Annotated in this window: 21 protein-coding genes and 1 pseudogene; 9 read left to right on the top strand and 13 right to left on the bottom strand. The window is 69.4% G+C overall.

Annotated elements, in window-relative coordinates; all coding sequences use genetic code 11:
- The gene (locus tag OG456_RS49415; protein ID WP_266571647.1) at window positions 1-1,725 is read right to left on the bottom strand and encodes an MFS transporter; all 1,725 of its coding nucleotides are present in this window, start codon (window positions 1,723-1,725) and stop codon (window positions 1-3) included.
- Window positions 1,726-1,809: 84 nt separating this feature from the next.
- On the bottom strand, window positions 1,810-2,259 hold the full coding sequence (locus OG456_RS49410) for a MarR family winged helix-turn-helix transcriptional regulator (protein ID WP_266571646.1): 450 nt from the start codon (window positions 2,257-2,259) through the stop codon (window positions 1,810-1,812).
- Window positions 2,260-2,519: 260 nt separating this feature from the next.
- On the opposite strand from OG456_RS49410, the gene OG456_RS49405 reads away from it, so the two are divergent.
- On the top strand, window positions 2,520-3,059 hold the full coding sequence (locus OG456_RS49405) for a YbhB/YbcL family Raf kinase inhibitor-like protein (protein WP_266571645.1): 540 nt from the start codon (window positions 2,520-2,522) through the stop codon (window positions 3,057-3,059).
- A 132-nt stretch (window positions 3,060-3,191) separates the two neighbouring features.
- Here OG456_RS49405 and OG456_RS49400 read toward each other — a convergent pair whose 3' ends face one another.
- The 5 genes from OG456_RS49400 to OG456_RS49380 form a co-directional block, all read right to left on the bottom strand.
- The gene (locus OG456_RS49400; RefSeq protein ID WP_266571808.1) at window positions 3,192-4,946 is read right to left on the bottom strand and encodes a biotin carboxylase N-terminal domain-containing protein; all 1,755 of its coding nucleotides are present in this window, start codon (window positions 4,944-4,946) and stop codon (window positions 3,192-3,194) included.
- On the bottom strand, window positions 4,943-5,425 hold the full coding sequence (locus OG456_RS49395; protein WP_266571644.1) for a cobalamin B12-binding domain-containing protein: 483 nt from the start codon (window positions 5,423-5,425) through the stop codon (window positions 4,943-4,945). The genes OG456_RS49400 and OG456_RS49395 overlap by 4 nt, the downstream gene beginning before the upstream one ends.
- 23 nt (window positions 5,426-5,448) lie before the next feature.
- Window positions 5,449-5,652, bottom strand: coding sequence for an acyl-CoA carboxylase epsilon subunit (locus OG456_RS49390; protein WP_116501257.1), 204 nt, complete (start codon window positions 5,650-5,652; stop codon window positions 5,449-5,451).
- Between the two features lie 29 nt (window positions 5,653-5,681).
- A complete protein-coding gene (locus OG456_RS49385; RefSeq protein ID WP_266571643.1) occupies window positions 5,682-7,262 on the bottom strand; it encodes an acyl-CoA carboxylase subunit beta in 1,581 nt (526 codons plus the stop codon).
- Between the two features lie 70 nt (window positions 7,263-7,332).
- Complete coding sequence (locus tag OG456_RS49380) at window positions 7,333-8,919, bottom strand: methylmalonyl-CoA mutase (RefSeq protein ID WP_116501259.1); 1,587 nt, start codon at window positions 8,917-8,919, stop codon at window positions 7,333-7,335.
- A gap of 121 nt (window positions 8,920-9,040) precedes the next feature.
- On the opposite strand from OG456_RS49380, the gene OG456_RS49375 reads away from it, so the two are divergent.
- Entirely contained in the window at window positions 9,041-9,727 is a 687-nt protein-coding gene (locus tag OG456_RS49375) for a TetR/AcrR family transcriptional regulator (protein ID WP_266571642.1), read from the top strand.
- Window positions 9,728-9,816: 89 nt separating this feature from the next.
- Complete coding sequence (locus tag OG456_RS49370) at window positions 9,817-11,118, top strand: hydrolase (RefSeq protein ID WP_266571641.1); 1,302 nt, start codon at window positions 9,817-9,819, stop codon at window positions 11,116-11,118.
- A 291-nt stretch (window positions 11,119-11,409) separates the two neighbouring features.
- Here the strand turns inward: OG456_RS49370 and OG456_RS51030 are convergent, their stop codons facing one another.
- Both OG456_RS51030 and OG456_RS51025 read right to left on the bottom strand, forming a co-directional pair.
- Window positions 11,410-11,907 carry a hypothetical protein gene (locus tag OG456_RS51030; protein WP_353963590.1) on the bottom strand — a complete coding sequence of 166 codons (498 nt, stop codon included), beginning with the start codon at window positions 11,905-11,907 and terminating at the stop codon, window positions 11,410-11,412.
- Between the two features lie 389 nt (window positions 11,908-12,296).
- A pseudogene (locus OG456_RS51025) lies at window positions 12,297-12,722 on the bottom strand (helix-turn-helix domain-containing protein); the annotation flags it as partial.
- On the opposite strand from OG456_RS51025, the gene OG456_RS49360 reads away from it, so the two are divergent.
- Window positions 12,609-13,424: a DUF899 domain-containing protein gene (locus OG456_RS49360; protein ID WP_266571639.1), complete on the top strand. Its 816-nt coding sequence runs from the start codon at window positions 12,609-12,611 to the stop codon at window positions 13,422-13,424. The pseudogene OG456_RS51025 and the gene OG456_RS49360 sit on opposite strands and share 114 nt — an antisense overlap.
- A gap of 99 nt (window positions 13,425-13,523) precedes the next feature.
- Here OG456_RS49360 and OG456_RS49355 read toward each other — a convergent pair whose 3' ends face one another.
- Window positions 13,524-13,904 carry a DUF6083 domain-containing protein gene (locus tag OG456_RS49355; protein WP_266571637.1) on the bottom strand — a complete coding sequence of 127 codons (381 nt, stop codon included), beginning with the start codon at window positions 13,902-13,904 and terminating at the stop codon, window positions 13,524-13,526.
- 284 nt (window positions 13,905-14,188) lie between these two features.
- Between OG456_RS49355 and OG456_RS49350 the strand changes: the two genes are divergently transcribed.
- A complete protein-coding gene (locus OG456_RS49350) occupies window positions 14,189-14,392 on the top strand; it encodes a hypothetical protein (protein WP_266571636.1) in 204 nt (67 codons plus the stop codon).
- Between the two features lie 90 nt (window positions 14,393-14,482).
- Here OG456_RS49350 and OG456_RS49345 read toward each other — a convergent pair whose 3' ends face one another.
- On the bottom strand, window positions 14,483-15,331 hold the full coding sequence (locus tag OG456_RS49345; RefSeq protein ID WP_323136496.1) for an HAD-IIA family hydrolase: 849 nt from the start codon (window positions 15,329-15,331) through the stop codon (window positions 14,483-14,485).
- 209 nt (window positions 15,332-15,540) lie between these two features.
- On the opposite strand from OG456_RS49345, the gene OG456_RS49340 reads away from it, so the two are divergent.
- Both OG456_RS49340 and OG456_RS49335 read left to right on the top strand, forming a co-directional pair.
- Window positions 15,541-16,770, top strand: coding sequence for a 4-hydroxybenzoate 3-monooxygenase (locus OG456_RS49340; protein ID WP_266571634.1), 1,230 nt, complete (start codon window positions 15,541-15,543; stop codon window positions 16,768-16,770).
- Window positions 16,771-17,049: 279 nt separating this feature from the next.
- Window positions 17,050-18,042, top strand: a complete 993-nt coding sequence (locus OG456_RS49335; protein ID WP_266571633.1) for a phosphotriesterase — start codon at window positions 17,050-17,052, stop codon at window positions 18,040-18,042.
- A 20-nt stretch (window positions 18,043-18,062) separates the two neighbouring features.
- On the opposite strand, the gene OG456_RS49330 is transcribed toward OG456_RS49335, so the two are convergent.
- Complete coding sequence (locus tag OG456_RS49330) at window positions 18,063-18,620, bottom strand: DinB family protein (protein ID WP_266571632.1); 558 nt, start codon at window positions 18,618-18,620, stop codon at window positions 18,063-18,065.
- Between the two features lie 187 nt (window positions 18,621-18,807).
- Window positions 18,808-22,182: a pyruvate carboxylase gene (locus tag OG456_RS49325; protein ID WP_266571631.1), complete on the bottom strand. Its 3,375-nt coding sequence runs from the start codon at window positions 22,180-22,182 to the stop codon at window positions 18,808-18,810.
- Window positions 22,183-22,772: 590 nt separating this feature from the next.
- On the opposite strand from OG456_RS49325, the gene OG456_RS49320 reads away from it, so the two are divergent.
- The gene (locus tag OG456_RS49320; RefSeq protein ID WP_266571630.1) at window positions 22,773-23,147 is read left to right on the top strand and encodes a hypothetical protein; all 375 of its coding nucleotides are present in this window, start codon (window positions 22,773-22,775) and stop codon (window positions 23,145-23,147) included.
- 58 nt (window positions 23,148-23,205) lie between these two features.
- Entirely contained in the window at window positions 23,206-23,415 is a 210-nt protein-coding gene (locus tag OG456_RS49315; RefSeq protein WP_266571629.1) for a hypothetical protein, read from the top strand.
- Window positions 23,416-23,431 lie beyond the last annotated feature (16 nt).

Raw genomic sequence — 23,431 nt, 5'->3', positions numbered from 1 at the left:
TCAGACCGCGCTGTTCCGCATCTCCGCCAGGCTGTCCTTGGTCAGGTGCCGGGGTGTGCTGTCGGGGTCGACGAGGACGACCGTGCACGTGGCGGAGTGGGTGAGAGCAGTAGTGAGACTGCCGTCGGCGAATTGGGTGACGGGGCCGCGCGGCGAGCGTCCGATGGCCACCGTACGGGCGTGCACCTCCGCCGCGTGGTGGGCGAGGGCGCGGCCCGCGGCGGCGTGGTCGCCCACGCTCGTCAGGACCTGCCCGGTGGCGGCGACGCCGTCGGCGCTTAGGCGATCGAGGTGGGCGGTCACGGCGGCACGGGCCTGTTCGTCCGTCTCGGTGTCGACGGCCTGTTCCTCGACCACCGCCGTCTGCTGGACGTGGACGACCTCCAGCGGACTGCCGGTGTCGCGAGCGAGCCGGGCCGCGGCGTCGACGATGGCGGCGGCCCTGTCGTGGGCGCCTACCGCGACGATGACGCGCGGCGCGTCCGTCGCAACGGCCGGACTGCCGACAGGGGTGAGCGAAGGGGTGACGGGCTCACCCTCGCCCAGCCTCGCCTCCGCCTTGCGCAGCAGACTGTGGCCGCTGGCCAGCACGGGGATGGCCAGGAGGAAGGTGGCAGCGCCCAGGTAGAAGGGAACGCTCAGGTCCGTGGCGTCGGCGAGCTTGCCCGCGACGAAGGGGGCCAGACCGCCGCCGATGAAGCGCAGGAACCCATAGGCGGACGAGGCCACGGGGCGCTCGACCGGGGAGACGAGCATGACGGCCTGTGTGGTCAGGGTGTTGTTGATGCCGATGAAGGCGCCGCTGACGATGACGGCCACGATGACGACCGTGGGGTTGCTGACGCCGGCGGCGATGAGCGCCATCACGATGCCGAGGCCGAGCAGGTTGGCGTACAGGACGGGGGCCGTGCCGAAGCGGGCCTGCAGGCGCGGGGCGAAGAAGACGCTGAAGGCGGCCACCAGCAGGCCCCAGCCGGTGAAGACCAGACCGAGCTCGTGCGCGTTCAGCTTCATCGGGTACGGGGCGTAGCCGAGCATCGTGAAGAAGCCCCAGTTGTACAGCAGGGCCATGATGCCCATGGTCAGCAGGCCGCGGTGGCGCAGCGCCTTGAGCGGCGCGACCGGTGAGGTGGGCCGCTTCGGCTTGGGCAGCGAGGGCACGAAGGCGAGGGTCGCGACCAGCGCGATGGCCATCAGCACGGCGACGCCGAAGAACGGGCCGCGCCAGCTGATGCCGCCCAGCTCCCCGCCCAGCAGCGGGCCGACGGCGATTCCGAGGCCGAGCGCGGTCTCGTACAGGATGATCGCGCCGCCGAAGCCGCCGCTCGCGGAGGCGACGATGACGGCGAGGGAGGTGGCGATGAACATCGCGTTGCCCAGGCCCCAGCCGGCCCGCATGCCGACGATGCCGTTGACCGAGCCGGCCATCCCGGCCAGGGCGGCGAATACGACGATGACGAGCAGGCCCACGACCAGGGTGCGCTTGGCGCCGATGCGGCTGGATATCCAGCCGACGAAGAGCATGGCGACCGCGGTCACGATCAGATAGCTGCTGAAGAGCAGGGAGACCTGGCTGGGTGAGGCGTGCAGGTTCTCGGCCAGGGCGGGGAGGATCGGGTCGACCAGCCCGATGCCCATGAACGAGATCACGCAGGCGAACGCCACGGCCCAGACGGCCTTGGGCTGCTTGAAGGGACTGGCGGCCTTTCCATGCGATGCACTCATGTGCGGTTCTCTCCAAAGTGTCGAGAAGCGGTGGTGAGGGAGGCGCAGATTTGCGGGGTGGTGGATGGCTGGTGGCGGGGTGGGTCAGCCGTGGGCCTGGCGGTCCTGGATGGCGCGGGCCAGGGCGGGCAGCGCGGTCCGCACGGCCTGCTGCTCCGGCTCGGTCAGCTCCCCGATGAGCAGGTCGAGAGCCTGGGCCCGCTCGGCGCGCCGCTGCCGGAAGACCTCGAGGCCGCTTTCGGTGGCCTCCACGAGGACGGCCCGGCCGTCGTTGTGGTCAGCCACACGGCGTACCAGGCCCGTGCGTTCCATGCGGGTGACGAGCTGGGTCATGTTCGGCTGGGAGACGCCTTCGGCCCTGGCCAGTTCGCTCAGTCGGTGCGGGCCTTCGCGGCCGAGCCGGCCGATCGCGGACGAGGCCGCGGTGCTCAGGCCGCCGGCGACGGCGCTGTGCCGCACGTAGCGAACCATCTGCTCCACGGCGATCATCAGGCCTTCGGCCCGGGCGTCGACTTCCATGACCCGCTTATCCATAACGGCATTATGCATCTATGTGTAGTGTGAATCAATACCGTGTGTGGGCAGGATGGTCGCGCCCCCGTGCAGAACTCTTCCTGGGGCGTCCGTCGCCCGGGACGGACCTCTCGCGGCCTCTTTCGGGACGGAAGTCGCCCATTTGCGGCGTGCGGCGTGTGCCGGTGTCGTGCGAGTGTCGGGGGTGTGGTCGATCAGGGCGGGTCGGTCACCGACCACTCCGCGAGCACCTGACCGCCTGACCAGAGGAGAAGAAGCACATGTCCCACTCCTTCGATCCCTACAGCGTCCTGCCCTCAGTGCCCGAGTTCGGTTTGCACAGCACGGACATCGCGGACGGAAAGTCCCTCGACGTCGCGCAGTGCAGCAGCCTCTTCGGCGGCCCTGGCGAGGACCGCTCCCCACAGCTGTCCTGGGAGGGGTTCCCGGCGGACACGCAGAGCTTCGCGGTGACCTGCTTCGACCCGGACGCACCTACGGTGAGCGGATTCTGGCACTGGGCCGTGTACGACATCCCCGCGTCGGTACACGAACTGGAGGCCGGTGCCGGGGCGCCGGGCGGGAAGTACCTTCCCGTCGGAGCGAAGATGCTGGCCAACGACGCGGGCGGGCACAGCTTCCTCGGCGCCTCGCCCCCTCCCGGGCACGGTCCTCACCGTTACATCTACGCCGTCCACGCGCTGGACACGCCCGAGCTGGATGTGCCGGCGGCGGCTTCCCCGGCGTGGCTGGGCATCCAGCTCTTCACCCATGCGGTGGCGCGGGCCACGATCGTCCCGGTCTACGAGACTCCGGAGTGAGCGCGTAGGAGCGAGAGCCCGACAGCCCAGAAGAACATCCTCCTGGGCTGCCGGCTTCGGCTCGCGGGCCGGTGGGCGGCGACGCTCACCGTGAGCTCAGGACGCGGGCCCGATCCCGGTTCACAGGCGGTATCAGTCCTTGATCTCGCAGATGGTGGCGCCGGAGGTGATGGAGGCGCCGATTTCGGCGTTGAGGCCCTTGATGATGCCGGTGCGGTGGGCGTTGAGGGGCTGTTCCATCTTCATGGCTTCGAGGACGACGACGAGGTCGCCTTCCTTGACTTCCTGGCCTTCCTCGACGGCGACCTTGACGATGGTGCCCTGCATGGGGGAGGCGAGGGTGTCGCCGGAGGCGGCCGGTCCGGACTTCTTGGCGGCGCGTCGTTTGGGCTTGGCGCCGGCGGCGAGGCCGGTGCGGGCCAGGGACATGCCGAGTGAGACGGGGAGGGACACCTCGAGGCGTTTGCCGCCGACCTCGACGACGACGGTCTCGCGGCCGGCTTCCTCGTCGGTGTCGGTGTCGGGGGTGGCGGCGAAGGGTTTGATCTCGTTGACGAACTCGGTCTCGATCCAGCGGGTGTGGATGGTGAACGGGTCGCTGGTGAAGGCGGGGTCGACGACGACGGCGCGGTGGAAGGGGATGGCGGTGGCCATGCCTTCGACCTCGAACTCGGCCAGGGCGCGGGCGGCGCGTTGCAGGGCCTGTTCGCGGGTGGCGCCGGTGACGATCAGTTTGGCGAGCAGGGAGTCCCAGGCGGGGCCGATGACGCTGCCGGTCTCGACGCCGGCGTCCAGGCGCACGCCGGGGCCGGTGGGCGGGGCGAAGCGGGTGACGGTGCCGGGGGCGGGCAGGAAGCCGCGGCCGGGGTCCTCGCCGTTGATGCGGAACTCGAAGGAGTGGCCGCGCAGGGTGGGGTCGTCGTAGCCGAGTGCTTCGCCGTCGGCGATGCGGAACATCTCGCGTACGAGGTCGATGCCGGCGACCTCTTCGGTGACGGGGTGTTCGACCTGGAGGCGGGTGTTGACCTCGAGGAAGGAGATGGTGCCGTCGAGGCCGACGAGGAACTCGACGGTGCCGGCGCCGACGTAGCCGGCTTCCTTGAGGATGGCCTTGGAGGCGGTGTAGAGCTGCTCGTTCTGCGCCGGTGTCAGGAAGGGGGCGGGGGCCTCTTCCACGAGCTTTTGGTGGCGGCGCTGCAGGGAGCAGTCGCGGGTGGAGACGACGACCACGTTGCCGTGGGTGTCGGCCAGGCACTGGGTCTCCACGTGGCGGGGCTTGTCGAGGTAGCGCTCGACGAAGCATTCGCCGCGGCCGAACGCTGCGACGGCTTCGCGCACGGCGGAGTCGTAGAGCTCGGGGACCTCTTCGAGGGTGCGGGCGACCTTGAGGCCGCGGCCGCCGCCGCCGAAGGCGGCCTTGATGGCGATGGGCAGGCCGTGTTCGCGGGCGAACGCGACGACCTCGTCGGACCCGGACACGGGGTCCGGGGTGCCGGCGACCAGCGGGGCGCCGGCGCGCTGGGCGATGTGCCGGGCGGCGACCTTGTCACCCAGGTCGCGGATGGCCTGCGGGGGCGGGCCGATCCAGATCAGACCGGCGTCCAGGACGGCCTGGGCGAACTCCGCGTTCTCCGACAGGAATCCGTAGCCGGGGTGGATGGCGTCCGCGCCCGAGTCCTTGGCGGCCTGCAGCACCTTCGCCATGTCGAGATAGCTGGTGGCCGGGGTGTCACCGCCCAACGCGAACGCCTCGTCCGCCGCCCGGACATGCGAAGCGTCCCGGTCCGGTTCCGCGTAAACGGCAACGCTCGCGATACCGGCATCCCGGCACGCCCGGGCCACGCGGACAGCGATTTCGCCACGGTTGGCGATGAGGACTTTCTTCAGCATGCCGGCTCCAGCGCGGGGTCCGTGGTCTCAGTGATGGCGGTCGTGTCAGTTGTGGTGAGCAGGCGGTCGACGGTCCCGCCGATGCCCGCGCCGGGGGTGAACACGGCGTGGACGCCCAGTGCTTCGAGCGCGGCGATGTCGGCGTCGGGGATGATGCCGCCGACCAGGATGCGGACGTCGCCGGCATCCTCTTCGGCCAGCAGCTGGAGCACTCTCTCGACGATCGTGAGGTGGGCGCCCGAGAGGACGGAGAGCCCGAGGAGCGGCGCGTCCTCGGCGATGACGGTCGCGACGATCTGCTCCGGGGTCTGGTGCAGGCCGGTGTAGATCACCTCGTAGCCCGCGTCGCGCAGCGCCCGGGCGATGACCTTGGCGCCACGGTCGTGGCCGTCGAGGCCGGGCTTGGCGATCACCACGCGAGCGCGCGGGGCCGGTGCGTGACCGGCGCGATGCGCCCTCTGTTGCACGGTGTTCATGAACTCTCCGATCGGGTGGTTGTTCAGCGCGGCCAATAGGTGCGCGCCCAGGCCGCGGGCCCGTGCTGAGGCAGGGAGTTGATGCGTGAGGGGTCGGCCCATGCGTCGCGGGTGCCTGCCGCGCCGGGCGGGGTGGTGGCCACCGCCGCGGCGCGGGCCTGGACCACCGCCAGTGCGGCGGCCAGCTCCTCGGGGGTGGGGTTGCCTCGTACGACCTTGATCATCATGACGGCTCCAGTGGGCTCTGCAACGGTCTTTACAGCGGGATGTTGCCGTGCTTCTTGGGCGGGAGGCTTTCGCGCTTGGTGCGGAGCTGGCGCAGGCCGCGGATGATGTGGGCGCGTGTGTCGGAGGGCATGATCACGGCGTCGATGTAGCCGCGTTCGGCCGCGGTGTAGGGGTTGAGGAGGGTGTCCTCGTACTCCTGGATGAGGCGGGTGCGGGTGGTTTCCTGCTCGGTTTCGGGGGCGGCGGCGATGGTGCGGCGGTGCAGGATGTTGACGGCTCCCTGGGCGCCCATGACGGCGATCTGGGAGGTGGGCCAGGCGAGGTTGAGGTCGGCGCCCAGGTGCTTGGAGCCCATCACGTCGTAGGCGCCGCCGAACGCCTTGCGGGTGATGACCGTGATCAGGGGGACCGTCGCTTCGGCGTAGGCGTAGATCAGTTTCGCGCCGCGGCGGATGATGCCGGTGTGTTCCTGGTCCACGCCGGGCAGGAAGCCGGGCACGTCGACGAAGGTGAGGACGGGGACGTTGAACGCGTCGCAGGTCCGCACGAAGCGGGCGGCCTTCTCGGAGGCGTCGATGTCGAGGCAGCCGGCGAACTGCATGGGCTGGTTGGCGACGATGCCGACGGGGTGGCCCTCGACGCGGCCGAAGCCGGTGAGGATGTTCGGCGCGAACAGCGGCTGTGTCTCGAAGAACTCCGTGTCGTCCAGGACGTGCTCGATCACGGTGTGCATGTCGTAGGGCTGGTTCGCGCTGTCCGGGACGAGGGTGTCGAGCTCGTCGTCCTCCGGGGTGCGGGCCAGGTCCGCGTCCTCGGGGAAGGCGGGGGGCTCGGACAGGTTGTTCGAGGGGAGGTAGGACAGGAGTGTCTTGACGTATTCGATGGCGTCTTTTTCGTCGCCGGCCATGTGGTGCGCGGCGCCGGAGGTGGTGTTGTGGGTGCGGGCGCCGCCGAGTTCTTCGAAGCCGACGTCCTCGCCGGTGACGGTCTTGATGACGTCGGGGCCGGTGATGAACATGTGGGAGGTCTGGTCGACCATGATCGTGAAGTCGGTGATGGCGGGGGAGTAGACCGCGCCGCCCGCGCAGGGGCCGACCACGAGGCTGATCTGGGGGATGACGCCGGAGGCGTGGGTGTTGCGGCGGAAGATCTCGCCGTACATGCCGAGCGCCATGACGCCTTCCTGGATGCGGGCGCCGCCGGAGTCGTTGATGCCGATGACGGGGCACCCGGTTTTGAGGGCGAAGTCCATCACCTTGATGATTTTCTGGCCGTAGACCTCGCCGAGGGCTCCGCCGAAGACGGTGAAGTCCTGGGAGAAGACGGCTACCGGGCGTCCTTCGACGGTGCCGTAGCCGGTGACCACGCCGTCGCCGTAGGGCTTGTTGTCCTGCAGGCCGAACGCGGTGGAGCGGTGGCGGGCGAACTCGTCGAGTTCTACGAACGAGCCGTCGTCCAGGAGCAGTTCGATGCGTTCACGGGCCGTCAGTTTGCCCTTCGCGTGCTGCTTCTCCACCGCGCGTGCGGAGCCGGCGTGCGTGGCCTCGTCGATCCGGCGCTGCAGATCCGCGAGCTTTCCCGCGGTCGTGTGGATGTCGATGTCGTTCACTGGATGCTCCACCGGGGCTCACTGGTCGGAAGGATCGGAAGGATCGGACGGGTCCGAATGATCAGGGGGATCAGAACGTGTCGTGGGGGACGTGAACGCCCCACACGTCGCGCAGAGCGTGGGAGACCTCGCCGACCGTGGCGCGCAGGCGCAGGGCCTCGCGCATCGGGGGCAGGACGTTGTCGGTGCCGCGCGCCGCGTCGCGCAGCGCTTCGAGGGCTCGCTCGACGGCGTCGTTGTCACGGTCCTTGCGCAGGGCCGCGAGGCGTTCGCACTGGTCGATCTCGATCTGGGGGTCGACCCGCAGCGGCTCGTACGGCTCCTCCTCGTCGAGGGCGTACTTGTTGACGCCGACCACGGTGCGTTCCTGGTGGTCGATCTCCAGCGCGATCCGGTACGCGGATTTCTCGATCTCGGACTTCTGGAAGCCCTGCTCGATCGCCGCCACCGCGCCGCCACGGTCCTCCACGGCTTGGATCAGCTCGAGCGCAGCCGCCTCGACGTCGTCCGTCATCGACTCCATGACGTAGGACCCGGCGAACGGGTCGACGGTCTTGGTCACGTCGGTCTCGTAGGCGATGACCTGTTGTGTGCGCAGGGCGAGCCGCGCCGCCTTTTGCGTGGGCAGGGCGATGGCCTCGTCGTAGGAGTTGGTGTGCAGGGACTGCGTTCCGCCGAGGACCGCGCCGAGGCCCTGAAGGGCGACCCGTACGAGGTTGACCTCGGGCTGCTGCGCGGTCAGCTGCACGCCGGCGGTCTGGGTGTGGAAGCGCAGCATCTGCGACTTGGGGTTCTTGGCCTTGAACTCGTCGCGCATGATGCGCGCCCAGATGCGACGGGCGGCGCGGAACTTCGCGATCTCCTCGAGGAGCGTGGTCCGGGCGACGAAGAAGAACGACAGGCGCGGTGCGAAGTCGTCGACGTCGAGGCCGGCGGCGATCGCGGCGCGCACGTACTCCTTCGCGTTGGCGAGGGTGAAGGCGATCTCCTGTGCGGGCGTGGCACCCGCCTCGGCCATGTGGTAGCCCGAGATGGAGATCGTGTTCCAGCGGGGCAGCTCCTTGTGGCAGTACGCGAAGATGTCGCTGATCAGCCGCAGTGACTGCTTCGGCGGGAAGATGTACGTGCCGCGGGCGATGTACTCCTTGAGCACGTCGTTCTGGATGGTGCCGGTCAGCTGGTCACCGGAGATGCCCTGCTCGGCCGCGACGAGTTGGTAGAGCAGGAGCAGCGTCGAGGCGGGGGCGTTGATCGTCATCGACGTGGACACCTTGTCCAGGGGCAGGCCCTGGAACAGCGTGCGCATGTCCTCGATCGAGTCGATGGCCACGCCGACCTTGCCCACCTCGCCGCGGGCGATCGACTCGTCGGAGTCGTAGCCCATCTGCGTCGGCAGGTCGAAGGCGACGCTCAGGCCGCCCGTGCCGGCGCCGACGAGCTCGTGGTAGCGCTCGTTGGACTCCTTCGCCGTGCCGAATCCGGCGTACTGCCGCATCGTCCACGGCCGGCCTGTGTACATCGACGGATACACGCCACGCGTGTACGGGAACTTTCCCGGGGCGCCCAGCTTGGCGTCCGCGTCGAAATCCGTCAGCGACCAGCCGTCGTAGAGCGGCTGGATGGGCAGGCCGGACTCGCTCTGTGCCGCGGAACCCATGCCGGACCTCCTTCGGTACTCGATGTCATATAGACGGTACTCAGTACCATTGACTTGGGCAAGTGGCTTCCTGGCACCGAGACAGGGAAGGATGGGCGGTCATGAGTGAGGATGGATGGTCATGAGTAAGCCAGCCGCGCGGATCCGACTCGCGGACGCCGCCTTCGCGCTCTTCGACGAGCGCGGATACGAGCAGACCACCGTCGACGAGATCGCTGAGCGTGCCGGAGTGGGACGTACGACGTTCTTCCGGCACTACCGGTCGAAGGAAGACGTGATCTTCCCCGACCACGACCGGCTGCTCGCGCTGATCAAGGACAGGCTGGCCACCTCCAGCCACAGCACCGGCCTGATCGCCGTGTCCGACGCGGTCCGCCTGGTGCTGCTGCACTACATCGAGGAGGGTGACCTCGCGCGGCGGCGGTACAGGCTGACCAGCAAGGTGGCGGTCCTGCGGGACCGGGAGATCGCCAGCGTGGCCAGGTACCAGCGACTGTTCCGCGAATTCATCGCGGAATGGATGGGGGACCCCACGGAGTCGGCGTCGCTGAGGGCCGAACTGATGGCGGCGTCCGTGGTCGCGGCCCACAACCACGTTCTGCGCCGCTGGCTCCGGGGTGAGACCTCCGACCCGGTGGCGGAGATGGACGAGGCGATGCGCGAAGTGCTCGCGCTCTTCCCCGCGCCCTCCGGTGCCGGGGACCCAGGTGACGCCGGCACCACCCTTGTGGCCTTCCGGACCGGACAGGATCTCGATGCGCTGCTCCCCTCGCTGAGGCGACTCGTCGAGGGAGGCGCGGAGCGCTGAGCGGTCGCGGCGTGTGGGGGATTTCCCCCAACTGGATGGTCTGGCCTGTCGGATGGTGACGTGGGCGTGCCTCCCGAGAAGCTTGCGGCATGGAAACCAACGACACCGACGGCGACACCAAGACCAACCTGACGAGCAGGCGCCGCGTGCTGGCCGCGTCCGCGCTCGGCCTCGCCTGGGCGGCATCGGGCGTACCCGGCGCGAGGGCGACCGCGATGGCAGCGGACGACACGGCGCCCACGCCACGTGTGTCACATGCGTCACGTATGGCGCGTATGAAGCTGCCCGCGCCGAGCGGGCCGTACGGCGTGGGGACGGTGTCGCTGCGGCTGGTGGACCGGAGGCGTGCGGATCCGTGGGTGGCCGGTCGCCGGCGTGAGCTGATGGTGGATGTGCGGTACCCGGCCCGCTCCGTCGCCTCGCGCCCGCGCGTGCCGCAGATGACGCAGGGGGAGGCGGCCGGCTTCGACCGTGTGAACAACTTCGGCGCCCTGCCGAAGGGGCGCATCGACTGGAGCGCGACGCAGACCTTCGCCCACCTCGGTGCGCCGCTGGACCCGCGCGGCCCGCGGCCGGTGGTGCTGTACTCGCCGGGCGTGGGGGACCCGCGCACCCTGGGTACGACGCTGACGGACGAGCTGGCGTCGCACGGGTTCGTAGTAGTGGCGATCGACCACACCTACGACGCGTCGGCGGTGGAGTTCCCCGGTGGGCGGGTGGAGACGACTCTGCTCCCGCAGGAGTTCGAACGGGCGCAGAAAGAGGGGCCCGCAGCGGTCGTCGCCCTGATGCAGAAGACCTGTGCGGTACGGGCGGCCGATACGCGGTTCGTACTGGACGAGGTGGAGCGGGCGTTCGCCACGGGCCGCCTGGAGCGCGCGCCGATCGGCATGTTCGGGCAGTCGGCGGGCGGCTTCGCGGCGCTGCAGACGATGCATGACGACGGGCGGATCACGGCGGCGGCGAATCTGGACGGGGTGCTCGCCTACGTATCGGAAGACCACGACGAGGGGGAGCTGTCCTCGGTGGCCCGCGACGGGGTGGACGGACCGTTCCTCCTCATGGGCATGGACGGCGACGACCGTACGAACGTGCCGTCCTGGCGCGCGCTGTGGGAGCACAGCGACGGCTGGCACCGGGACCTGGTGTTGCGGGGCGCCCAGCATGCGACGTATACCGATGCGACGTCGCTGATCCCGCAGATCGCCCGGCAGTTGGGGCTGCCGAAGGAGACGGTGACAGGCCTCGTGGGTACGGTGCCGGCGGCGCGGGCGATTGCCGCGCAGCGGGCGTATGTGACGGCGTTCTTCGACCGCTGGCTCCGCGGGCGCGCAGGCGGTCACTTCCTGGACGGACCGTCGTCGAATTATCCGGAGGTGCGGTTCGTGTAGGACACGGGGGTGCAAGCGCGGGGGTGTTCTGTGGTGTTCTGTGGTGTTCTGTGGTGTTCGTGGCAAACATCTGGGCGCGGGCATCCGACTGTCTCGCGGTGGGGCGTTCCTGCCGTCGGCAGTGAACGCCCCACCGCACCAAGTGAGTTACGGGGGATTCGTCTGCGTAAGAGGACACGACGGAAGCCGCGCTCCAGCAGCTCCGGGGCGGCGAGTACGCCGGTCCGCGTGTACACCTCGCAACCCGCGGCGAAGCCGGGCAGTACCTCGCGCAGCCGGAGGTCTGTTCCCTCACTTCGGTGAAGGGGTGCCCGACGATGGCCGGAAGGGGTTCCGCGGGCCGCGAGGTGCTCCCGGAAGAACGGGGTGGCTTCCTCGACGGTGCGGTCGACGTGGTCGAGGGACTGGACGTCGTTCTTGACGAGGACGGTGTAGTCGCTCTGGGCGGCGCGGTCGGCGGCGCGCAGGGGCCGGCTGCCGCAGAGCTGAGAGGCGTGGCCGGGGTCCACGTGGCGGTTCTCGAAGAGGCCGAGACGGAACTTCTCGCGCAGCAGGCGGCGTGCGGAGACGTCGACGCGTTCCTCGGACACCTGGCCGCTGCGGACGAGTTCGACGATGTGCTCGGTGCAGTCGTCGCCGCCGAACTGGTCCAGGCCCGCATCGAGCGCGGCGGCCAGTCCAGACCAGCTCAGGCCGGTACTCGAGGCCGGCCGCGCGGAGTGCGTCCAGGTAGCCCTCGAAGCGGGACTGGGCGAAGGCGGCGTCCGCGCTGCCGGTGACGAAGGCGATCCGGGTCCGGCCGGGGGCGGTGAGGTGTCGCCCATGGCGCGCATGCCTTCGCGGTTCGTCGTCTCCACGAACGGGATGCCCGGCCGGTAGCCGCGGTCGTCGATCACCGCGACCGGGGTGCCGGAGCGGGCCAGGTCCCCGATGTGACGGAGCATGCCGTACGGCATCAGCGGGATGAGCCCGTCCACCGGGAGCCCCGGCAGAGTCCGCTTGGCGAACTCCTCCTCGGCCTCCGGGGTCTCGGGCAGCGGCGGCTGGTTTCGGGCCGCCTCACGGGCAATGCCGTACTGCACTTCGCCGAAGCCCCACCAGTAGTCCGGCGGCATCAGCAGACCGATGGCGCCGTGGCGGCCGGTGCGCAGGGCCCGGGCGTCGGCGCTGGGTGTGTAACCCATCTCCGCGGCCACGTCCTGCACACGCCGGCGGGTGGCCTCGGCGACGTCGCGGTGCCCGTTGAGCACCCTCGAGACCGTCGGCTTGCTCACGCCGGCCGCTGTCGCGATGTCGGCGACACCTCGACGGACCCGGGCGCGGTGCGTCCCGGGGGCGTGCGTGAACTTGCCGGCCCGACGGGGTCCGTGCAGGCTCGGCAGAGGGTGCGCCCTGCCGCGATGAGTTCCGGCCGGGCCGCGAGTCTGTTCTGGTGACCGTCGTAGAACGCCGTATGACGCTGCCCGGCAAGAGACACCACGGAGGACACCATGACGATCACGCCGAGCGACCCGGCCGCCGAGCTGCCCGGCCGTCCGCCCATCGTCGACCTGGCCACCTGGCAGGCCGCCCGTGACGAGCTGCTGGTCCGCGAGAAGGCCCACACCCGTGAGGGCGACGCCATCGCCGCGGCCCGCCGCCGGCTGCCGATGGTGGAGTTCGACGGCAAGGCCGAGGTCGTAGGACCCGACGGCCCGGTCCCGTTCCTGGACCTGTTCCAGGGCCGCGACGAGCTCGTGGTCTACAAGCACATGTGGTACGACGGCACACCGCACCAGGGGCAGTGTGAAGGCTGCACCACCACGGCCTGGTCCCTGAAGGACGCCGTCTACCTCAACGCCCGCGGCGTCTCGTTCGCCATCCTGACGACGGGCCCGTGGGACGAGGTGGCCTCCTTCGTCGAGTTCATGGGCTACAGCCAGCCCTGGTACTCGGTGCGTGACGTGGAGGGGCCGGCCGGCGGAGAAATGGGTTACGTCACCTGCTTCCTGCGCGACGGCGACCGCGTGTTCCTCACCTACTCCACGACGGGCCGTGGCAACGAGCGGGTCAACGGGTCCCTCGGCCTGCTCGACATGACGCCCTACGGCCGCCGCGAGGGGTGGGAGGACAACCCCGAGGGCTGGCCCGATGCCGCTGAGGCCGGCTCGCCGGTGGGCGGGCATGGTGCGCCGATCTGCTGGTACTGGCGCTCGGACGCGGACGGGAACGCCACCTGGGGCCCGACCAGCCGCCCTGTGCCGCAGTGGACCCGCCGTGACGCGACCCCCGTGGAGACGCTCGGGCGTCACGGCCGGCACCACTGACGCGCCTTCGCCGACGGGGTGGTCGACCCGCAGGGCCACCACCCCGTGGACCGCCTCATCGCTCACGCCGGGCCGCGTCGGCCCCGACCGCCAGGAAGGTCACCCCACATCGGGCAGTGGGTCGCCTCCGGGAGGCGGCGCCGGTTCCTGGCGCCGCGCCATCCGCTTGTTCTCATCCCGCAGTGTCGTCAGCCACGGCCACAGATCGGGCCGTCTCTGCCCGGCGCAGGCCAGCCGATGCTCGATCCGGCACCGCTGCGTCTCGTCCACGGGACACACGCCGTACATCGCCACCCGGCCGTCGGACAGCTCGATCCACCGATGTTCCGCCGGCACCAGATGCGCCGGCACACGCATCCCGGGCTCCAGGAGCACCCAGTCGTGCTCGAGCGTGGCCACCCGATCCTGTGGCAGCCCACACTGCGGACACCGGAACTGCCCGCCGCCGATCCTCGCGACCCCCCTGCCAGAACCCCTCATACTGCGAGCCTGCGGTCCACGGCGCCCCAACACACGTACGACTTAGGACGGGACGCCTGCGCCCAGTGAGGCATCACATGCCACACGAGGCGACACCCGCCACGTCAGGCAGCTCGCGCCCCAGGGAGCGAGGCCGGACAGGCGCCGTAGACAGGCAGCGTCAGAAGCACACGTCTCCGTTGGAACCGAACGCAACCGAGATGACTCGACGTATGGGGAGGATCAGTCGGACCAGACAGCGCGTCGTCGCGATGACGCGTAGGGCACGAGACGGGGAGATCGTGATGTACCGAAGCAGGTTGCTGTGCCTGACCGTGCTGGCGGGCTTGGGCCTGCCGGCAGGGTGCGGTGAGGAGAAGGCACCACCCCCGGTCACGTTCGGGGCCGCCGAGCCCGCCGGAGACAAGCTCGGTCTTCAGCCGGATCCGGGCGCCGCGCTCGCGCTCTCGAAATGGCCGGAGAGCGGCTACCCTGCGCCGCTGCGGTGACTACGTCACCACGCTGCCCCTCTGGAAGAGCAACAAGAGCAACAAGAGCAACAAGAGCAACAAGAGCAACAACAAGTAGGGCCAAGGTGCTCAGCGGGAGTCCGAGGCCGGCCGTTCGAGGAGGTCGGGGAGTGCGGCGAAGGAGTCGAGCACATGGTCCGGTGTGCCACCGGCCGAACGGTGGTCCTCCGGAAGGTACTTCCCGGTCCTGACGAGGACGCCGGTGATGCCGCTGCGCTGCGCGGCGAGCACGTCGGACTCGATGTCGTCGCCCACCATGAGCGTTGTGGACGCATCGGCGCCCAGGTGGGCGAGCGCGGCGGCGAAGAAGGCCTCGGACGGTTTGCCGGTGATGCTCGCCTCGACCCGGGCGGCCCGTTCGAGCCCGAGGAGGAAGGCTCCCGTGTCGAGGTCGAGCCCGTCGGCCGTGCGCCAGTAGAGGTTCCGGTGCATGGCTACGAGGTGCGCTCCGCGCTGCAGGTGGTGGAAGACGCGGTTGAGGGCCGCGTAGCCGAACTCGTCCCCTGCGCCACCGACCACTACGACGTCCACGTCTGCGCGTGCCTCCGGCTCGACAAGCGTCACGCCCGTCAGATCTTCCTGGATGTCACCGGCGTTGAGCAGCAGGCAGCGTGCGCCCGGGTGGTGCTCCCGAAGGTAGGCGGCGGTGACGGCAGGGGCGGTGAGGATGTCGTCGACGGTGACGGGGAACCCCGCCTCCGCAAGGCGTGCGCAGATGGAGGCACGTGTACGCGAGGTCGTGTTGGTGACCAGCGCGAGCGGGAGCCCCGCGGCGCGCAGCCGCTCCATGGCCTCGACGGCACCGGGGAGAGGTTCCCAGGACACGGTGAGTACTCCGTCGATGTCGATGAGGACTGCGCGGATCGCGCCGGCGCGCTCTTGCTCCATAGGGCGACGGTAGTCGGGGCCGAGCCGAATCCGCGGAGCAAGCCGTCCGAGTCGCGGTCCACTCCGTCGAGCGGGCAGGTTCACGCTCTCCGCACCCCCCTGGAAGGCAGCCGCCCTGGCCCGGCGAACGCCTGGCTCTTTGGGTGAGGCCTCCGGTGTGACCTGTCTTCTGCGGGTTTGCACAAGGGCGCTGCAGGGCCGGGGATTCACCTGTCCACCTGCGCCGACATAATGTCGCCGTGAACCCTCTTCAGCATCCCAATACTCCTGTTCCACAACGTGTTTCGGCAGTCGTGGTAGGTGCCGGTCCCGCCGGGCTGACTGTCGCGAACATCCTCAGACAGGCCGGGGTCGACTGCGTGGTCCTCGAGACCGAGACGCGGGAGTTCATCGAGCAGCGGCCGCGCGCCGGGGTCATCGAAGAGTGGGCGGTTCGCGCCCTGGAGCAACGGGGTCTCGCCGGGAACCTGCTGCGGAAGGCGCAGCGGCACACCGCGTGTGAGTTCCGGTTCGACGGCCGCCGACACCGCTTCTCCTACGGTCGATTGACGGGGCAGAACCATTACATCTACCCCCAACCGTTGCTCGTCGCGGATCTGGTGCGTGAGTACGCCGATGTGCGGGACGGCGACATCAGGTTCGGCGTCCGGGATGTGCAGGTACACGACGTCGACACCGATCAGCCATCGGTTTCGTACACCTGCCCCCAGTCCGGTCAACGCCGGGTGATTCATTGCGACTTCGTCGCAGGGTGTGACGGTGCGCGTGGGGTGACGCGGCGCGCGCTGCCCGCCGATCGATTCCCGGTCGCGCGCCACGACTACGGCATAGGTTGGCTGTCCCTGCTGGCCGAAGCGCCGCCCTCCTCCGACTGTGTGCTCTTCGGAATCCATCAGGACGGATTCGCCGGACAGATGCCTCGCAGTCCCGAGGTGACCCGTTACTACCTCCAGTGCCCGCCCGGCGACGACCCGGAGGACTGGTCGCACGAGCGCGTATGGGCCGAGCTGCGCCGACGGCTCGCTGCGGAGGGTGCCCCCGAGCTGGTGGAGGGGCGGTTGACCGAGAAGCGGATGCTCGACATGCACGACTATGTCGTCGAGCCGATGGCTTCCGGGCGCCTGTTCCTGGCCGGCGACGCCGCCCACCTCGTGGCACCGATCGCGGCGAAGGGCATGAACCTCGCTCTCCACGACGCTTTCCTGCTCGGCGACGCACTGGTCGACCACCTCACGCAGGAAGCCGACGGCAACAGCAGCGGCCTGGAGAGCTATTCGGAGGCCTGCCTGCGTCGCGTGTGGGATTACCAGGAGTTCTCGCAGTGGCTGTCCGAGGTCTACCACGGGCCCGCCACGGGGGAGCCCTTCCGGACAGGTACCACGCTCGCCCGGCTGCGACGCCTGTTCACCTCGCCGGTCGCGGCCGCCGCCTTCGCCGAGCAGTACCTCGGCACGGCCGAGCGCTACTGACCGGCACGCGGGATCCGGCTGCGTCTGAGTACGCGTACTGAGCTGCGTGTCGCTACTCCGGAAAGTCTTCAGTGGATCCACGACTGCGTCATCTCAGCAGCCGGAGGGTGTTGACCGTGCGGCCGGAGGTCGCACGCGGAATCTGAGGTGGGGCCGGAGGCCGTGGCCTGGGTCGCTCTCCGGCGCCCGTGCGCAATCCCTTGACCACCTACCGACTGGACGGTATGCCTAGGGCCGCAAGGGACCGACCGGGAAGATCCTCAAGAAGGAGCCGCGCTGATGGCCATGGTGGAGACCGTCCGGGGGCCGGTGGATTCGGCCGCGCTGGAGCGCACCTACATGCATGAGCACATCTTCGTCCTGACCCCGGACGTGCAGCAGAACTACCCCGGGGAGTGGGGCGACGAGGACGCCCGGATCGCCGACGCGGTGGACAAGCTCGGTGCGCTCAGCGCCCAGGGCGTCCGCACCATCGTCGACCCGACGGTGATCGGCCTCGGCCGGTACATTCCACGGATCCAGCGCGTCGCCGAGCGGCTTCCCGACCTCAACATCGTCGTGGCGACGGGTTGTTATACGTACGAGGAGGTGCCGTTCTTCTTCCATCACCGCGGTCCGGCGTTGAACGAGGCCGCGGGAACGGAGGTGCCGGACCCGATGGTGGACATGTTCGTCGGCGACATCGAGGACGGCATCGCCGGCACCGGCGTCAAGGCAGGCCTGCTCAAGTGCGCCATCGACCAGCAGGGCCTCACACCGGGTGTGGAGCGGGTGATGCGTGCGGTGGCCGAGGCGCATCTGCGGACCGGCACCCCGATCACCGTGCACACCCACCCAGGGGCGCACACGGGGTCGGACGTCAAGCGTGTGCTGTGCGACGAGGAGGGCGTGGACCCGGGCCGGGTGGTGCTCGGGCACAGTGGTGACACCACCGACGTGGACCACCTCAGCGAACTGGCCGAAGCCGGGTTCGTACTCGGGATGGACCGGTTCGGGATCAACCTCGAGACCACCTTCGAGGCCCGGGCCGAGACGGTGGTGGAGATGTGCCGACGGGGGTACGCCGACCGGATGGTGCTCTCGCAGGACGCATCCTGCTACATCGACTGGATCGACCCGGGCGTCATGCCGCTGCTGCCGCAGTGGCACTACCTGCACATCGCGGACGAGGTGCTGCCCTACCTCGAACGGCGCGGGGTCACCGAGGAGCAGATCGACACGATGCTCGTCGACGTACCCCGCCGCTATTTCGAGGCCGACGCGAAGGGCTAGAAGCCCAGCGGCCCAGCCGGTCAGCCCATCGTCTTGGCCCCGTCGAGGGACTCCCGGATGATGTCGGCGTGGCCGGCGTGCTGGGCGGTCTCGGCGACGATGTGCATCAGCACCCGGCGGGTCGACCACTGAGCGCCCGGCTCGAACCACGGGGCCTTCGGCAGTGGCCACGTGGCATCCAGGTCGGGCAGAGCGGCGACCACCTCGTCGGTCCGGCGGGCCACCTCGGCGTAAGCGGCCAGCACACCGGCCAGCGTCTCATCGGGCAGCAGCCGGAATCCGTCCTCGCGACGGGCCCAGTCGGCCTCCGTCATGGCCGCGAAGTCGGCCGTGGGGGATGGGCCGTTGAGGATGAAGTCGACCCAGCTCCGCTCGACCTCGGTGACGTGCTTGATGAGACCGCCAAGGCAGAGGGCACTCGCGGTGGTCCGCTTCCGGGCCTGCTCGTCGGTGAGTTCACGAGTGGTGAAGCGCAGGAAGTCCCGGTGTTTGCCCAGTACCTCCAGCCACTCGGCACGCTCGCCGCTGACGGCCGGTGCCCCTGCCAGGTCATGGGTGTCCAGCTTGTTGACAGCCATGGTTCCGCCTCCACGTGGTTCTGCTCCGTTGGACAAGAAGCAGGTTATGGGGCATTGGGGTCAGCTGCTGTCCTACATACGCCGGTGAGGGGCAAAGACCACGCCGAAACCGCCCGACCCAGTGACGCGGAAGCCCCGGGCAGCCGCAGTGCGACTGCCCGGGGCGTCAGGCGTCAGGCGTCAGGCGTCAGGCGAGTTCGACCAGCAGGTCGCCGCCCTCCACCTGCTGGATCGCGTTGATGGCGAGCCGGGACACCGTGCCACCCTTCGGGGCCGTGATGGAAGCTTCCATCTTCATCGCCTCGATCGTGGCCACGGTCGCGCCGGCCTCCACCGTGTCGCCCTCGGTCACCGCCAGCGTGACGACACCCGCGAACGGCGCCGCGACATGGTTCGAGTTGGCCTTGTCGGCCTTCTCGGTCACCGGGATGTCGGACGCCACGGAGTGGTCCCGAACCTGGATCGGCCGCAGTTGACCGTTCAGCGTGGCCATCACGGTGCGCACACCGCGCTCGTCCGCCTCGCCGATGGCCTCCAGCTCGATGAGCAGCCGGACGCCGGGTTCCAGGTCCACGGAGTACTCGCGCCCGGGGCTGATGCCGTAGAAGAAGTCCTTGCTCGCCAGCACGCTGGTGTCGCCGTAAGCCTGCCGGTGGTTCTCGAAGGCCTTGGTCGGGCCGGGGAACAGCAGCTGGTTCAGCGTCGCCCGCCGGTCCTTCGCAAGACCGGCGCGCTCCTCGGCGGACAGCTCGCGCATCGGCTCGGGGCCTGCGCGTCCCTGCAGCGCCTTGGTGCGGAACGGCTCCGGCCACCCGCCGGGCGGCAGACCCAGCTCGCCGTGCAGGAATCCGATGACCGACGAGGGGAGGTCGAACGAGTTCGGCTCGGCCTCGAAGTCCTCGGGCGACACCCCGGCCCCCACGAGGTGCAGTGCGAGGTCGCCGACCACCTTGGACGAAGGGGTGACCTTCACGAGATGGCCGAGGATCCGGTCGGCGGCGGCGTACATCGCCTCGATGTCCTCGAACCGGTCGCCGAGCCCGAGCGCGATGGCCTGCGTCCGGAGATTGGAGAGCTGGCCGCCCGGGATCTCGTGGTGGTAGACGCGGCCGGTCGGTGAGGACAGGCCCGCCTCGAACGGCGCGTAGATCTTGCGCACGCTCTCCCAGTACGGCTCCAGATCGCAGACCGCCTGAAGATCGAGGCCGGTCGGCCGCTCCGAGTGATTGGTGGCGGCGACGATCGCCGAGAGCGACGGCTGCGAGGTGGTGCCCGCCATCGACGCCACCGCTCCGTCCACCGCGTCCGCGCCCGCCTGGATCGCCGCGAGATAGGTGGCCAGCTGGCCACCCGCGGTGTCGTGCGTATGGATGTGCACGGGCAGATCGAACTCCCTGCGCAGCGCGGAGACGAGCTTCGCCGCCGCGGGAGCCCGCAGCAGCCCCGCCATGTCCTTGACCGCGAGCACATGGGCGCCCGCGTCCACGATCTGCTCCGCGAGACGCAGGTAGTAGTCGAGCGTGTAGAGCTTCTCCGACGGGTCGGACAGGTCGGAGGTGTAGCACAGGGCGACCTCCGCGACCGCCGAGCCGGTCTCACGCACCGCGTCGATGGCGGGCCGCATCTGACCCACGTCGTTCAGGGCGTCGAAGATCCGGAAGATGTCGATTCCGGTCGCGGCCGCCTCTTCCACGAAGGCGTTGGTCACCTCGGTGGGGTACGGCGTGTAGCCGACGGTGTTACGGCCGCGCAGCAGCATCTGCAGGCAGATGTTGGGCACGGCCGCGCGCAGTTCGGCGAGCCGGTCCCACGGGTCCTCGGCGAGGAAGCGCAGCGCGACGTCGTACGTCGCGCCGCCCCAGCACTCCAGCGAAAGCAGCTGCGGCACCGTCTGGGCCACGGCCGGTGCCGCGGCGAGCAGGTCCTTGGTACGGACCCGGGTGGCGAGCAGCGACTGATGCGCGTCCCGGAACGTGGTGTCGGTGACGCCGATGGTGGGCGAGGCGCGCAGCCACCGGGCGAAGCCCTCGGGGCCGAGCTCGGTCAGCTTCTGCTTGGAGCCGGCGGGCGGTGCGCCTTCGGGCAGCCGCGGCAGCTTGGTCGCCGCGTCGATCAGCGGGGGCCGCTCGCCGTGCGGCTTGTTGACCGTGACGTCGGCGAGGTAGGTGAGCAGCTTCGAGCCACGGTCCGCCGAGTGACGGGCGGTCAGCAGATGGGGCCGCTTCTCGATGAACGAGGTGGTGACGCGTCCGGCGGCGAAGTCGGGATCGTCGAGCACGGCCTGGAGGAAGGGGATGTTCGTCGACACACCACGGATGCGGAACTCGGCGACGGCACGCCGGGCCCGGCCGACCGCCGTCTCGAAGTCCCGTCCCCGGCACGTGAGTTTGACCAGCATCGAGTCGAAGTGGGCGCTGATCTCCGTACCGGCATGGGTGGTGCCGCCGTCCAGCCGGATGCCGGAGCCGCCCGGGGAACGGTAGGCGCTGATCTTGCCGGTGTCGGGGCGGAAACCGTTGGCCGGGTCCTCGGTGGTGATCCTGCACTGCAGCGCGGCGCCGCGGAGGCGGACGGTGTCCTGGGACAGGCCGAGGTCGTCCAGCGTCTCGCCGGCGGCGATCCGCAGCTGGGCCTGGACGAGGTCCACATCGGTGACTTCCTCGGTCACCGTGTGCTCGACCTGGATCCGCGGATTCATCTCGATGAACACATGCTGTCCGGCGGGGTCGAGGAGGAATTCCACGGTGCCCGCGTTGCGGTAGCCGATCTGCCGGGCGAACCTCACGGCGTCGGCGCAGATCCGCTCGCGTACCTCGGGATCGAGATTCGGCGCGGGGGCCAGCTCGATCACCTTCTGGTGGCGCCGCTGCAAGGAGCAGTCGCGCTCGAAGAGATGGATGACCCGGCCCTCGCCGTCGGCGAGGATCTGCACCTCGATGTGACGGGGCTCGACGACGGCCTTCTCCAGGAAGACGGTCGGGTCGCCGAACGCCGACTCGGCCTCACGGGCCGCCGCCTCGATCGACTCGCGCAGCGTCGCCGCGTCCTCGACGCGCCGCATGCCGCGTCCGCCGCCCCCGGCCACGGCCTTCACGAAGAGCGGGAAACCGAGATCGTCGGCCGCCCGGACCAGCTCGTCGATGTCGGTGGAGGGCTGCGAGGATCCAAGGACCGGGACGCCGGCCGCGCGGGCCGCGGCCACGGCACGTGCCTTGTTCCCGGTCAGTTCGAGCGTCTCCGCGCTCGGCCCGACGAACGTGATGCCGGAACGCTCACACGCGAGGGCTAGTTCGGGGTTCTCGGACAGGAAGCCGTACCCGGGATAAATGGCGTCGGCGCCCGCCTTGCGCGCCGCACGGATGATCTCCTCGACGGAGAGATAGGCCCGCACGGGGTGCCCGGCCTCGCCGATCTCGTAGGCTTCGTCCGCCTTCATCCGGTGCAGTGAGTTGCGGTCCTCGTGGGGGAACACCGCGACGGTTCGAGCCCCTAGCTCAAAGCCGGCGCGGAACGCCCGGATCGCGATCTCTCCGCGGTTGGCGACGAGCACCTTACGGAACATGCGCATGTCCTTCCGTCGCCCGGAATGGGCGAACTGTCGGGTTGCGGGGCGTCACGCTCCCGGATCATGCCATCTCTGCACTCCAGACATCCAGGTGCACTACGTCACAGGGGTGCGGCGCCGATCGGTGGAACCTGGGACGCCTGCCCATCCGGTCGCCGGGCGAACCGGCGTCCCGGGCGCACCCGAACGGGGCGGCTCCGGACGGCGGCACAATCATCCCAACTCGGCGGATTCGCCGCATGATTGAAATCGGGCCCCTGATGTCGGCCGTCCGCCGCAGTATGAACAGTGCGTGAGCTGTTCACATAAAGGCATCACGAGGGGCACACGAAATGGGCACACCGATGTGAGGCGTCCGGCGGTGAAAGGGATCCCGCGCTCGCGCATTTAGGCAAGTTGGCGAATACCTGGCCATATTTGGGATATTCCGATGGCTGTGTAACGCGATCGCGGTTGTGTGACGCAGAGTTGTACGGGCCCGCGCGACGCCTAGTGTGCGTGGTGCGGCAGGTGATAGCCCTGAAGAGATTCAGGAGGCGATTTCGCCCCTGCCTCGTCCTGCAAAGCACGCGTCAGATTGGATTCCCGTGAGCAATATCGACCCGATGGCCGGACCCCACCCTTACGACCAGTACCAGCAACCCCAGCAGCCCCCACAGCCGCCACGGCGCCCTGAGCGGCGCGAGGGCGGTGCCCGGCGGGCGGGGCTGGTCATCCACACCATCGCTGACATAGCCGCGGTGTTCCTGGGTCTGTGGATTCTGCTCTACCTCCTCGAAGCCAACCAGGGCAACGTCTTCGTCGGATTCGTGCACGGAACGGCCGACTGGCTTGCTGGGTGGTCACAGGATGTTTTCACCATGGACACAGAAGGCCTTCGCGTTCTCCTCAATTACGGTCTGCCGGCAGTGATTTACCTGCTGATCGGGCACGGGATCGCCGCGCGACTCAACCGCGTGTGACCGCGATTGAGCCCGCATTACCGGACGGCCGCCCCACATACCGAGAAGGACCAGCCCTGTGAATCACAACTCAACCGGAAACGATCATCTGCCGGTCTACGAGAGTCTGGTACGTGAACGCGGTGACGTCGTGGCGGAGGCCCGCTTGGTGGCCGAAGAGGCGCGGTACCAGATGGCCTATGCGCTCAACGGCCATGCCGGGGTCCGGCCGACACCCGGTCCGGCCGAGCACCCCGCGGGGCCGAACGGGCGCGCCGTTGGTGCTTAGGCCGTGAGAGTGCCGG

It is taken from the genome of Streptomyces sp. NBC_01446, assembly GCF_026340095.1.
Lineage (GTDB): Bacteria > Actinomycetota > Actinomycetes > Streptomycetales > Streptomycetaceae > Streptomyces > Streptomyces aureus.
The sequence above is the reverse complement of the archived record's forward strand: the minus strand, read 5'-3'. Positions and strand labels throughout refer to the sequence as shown.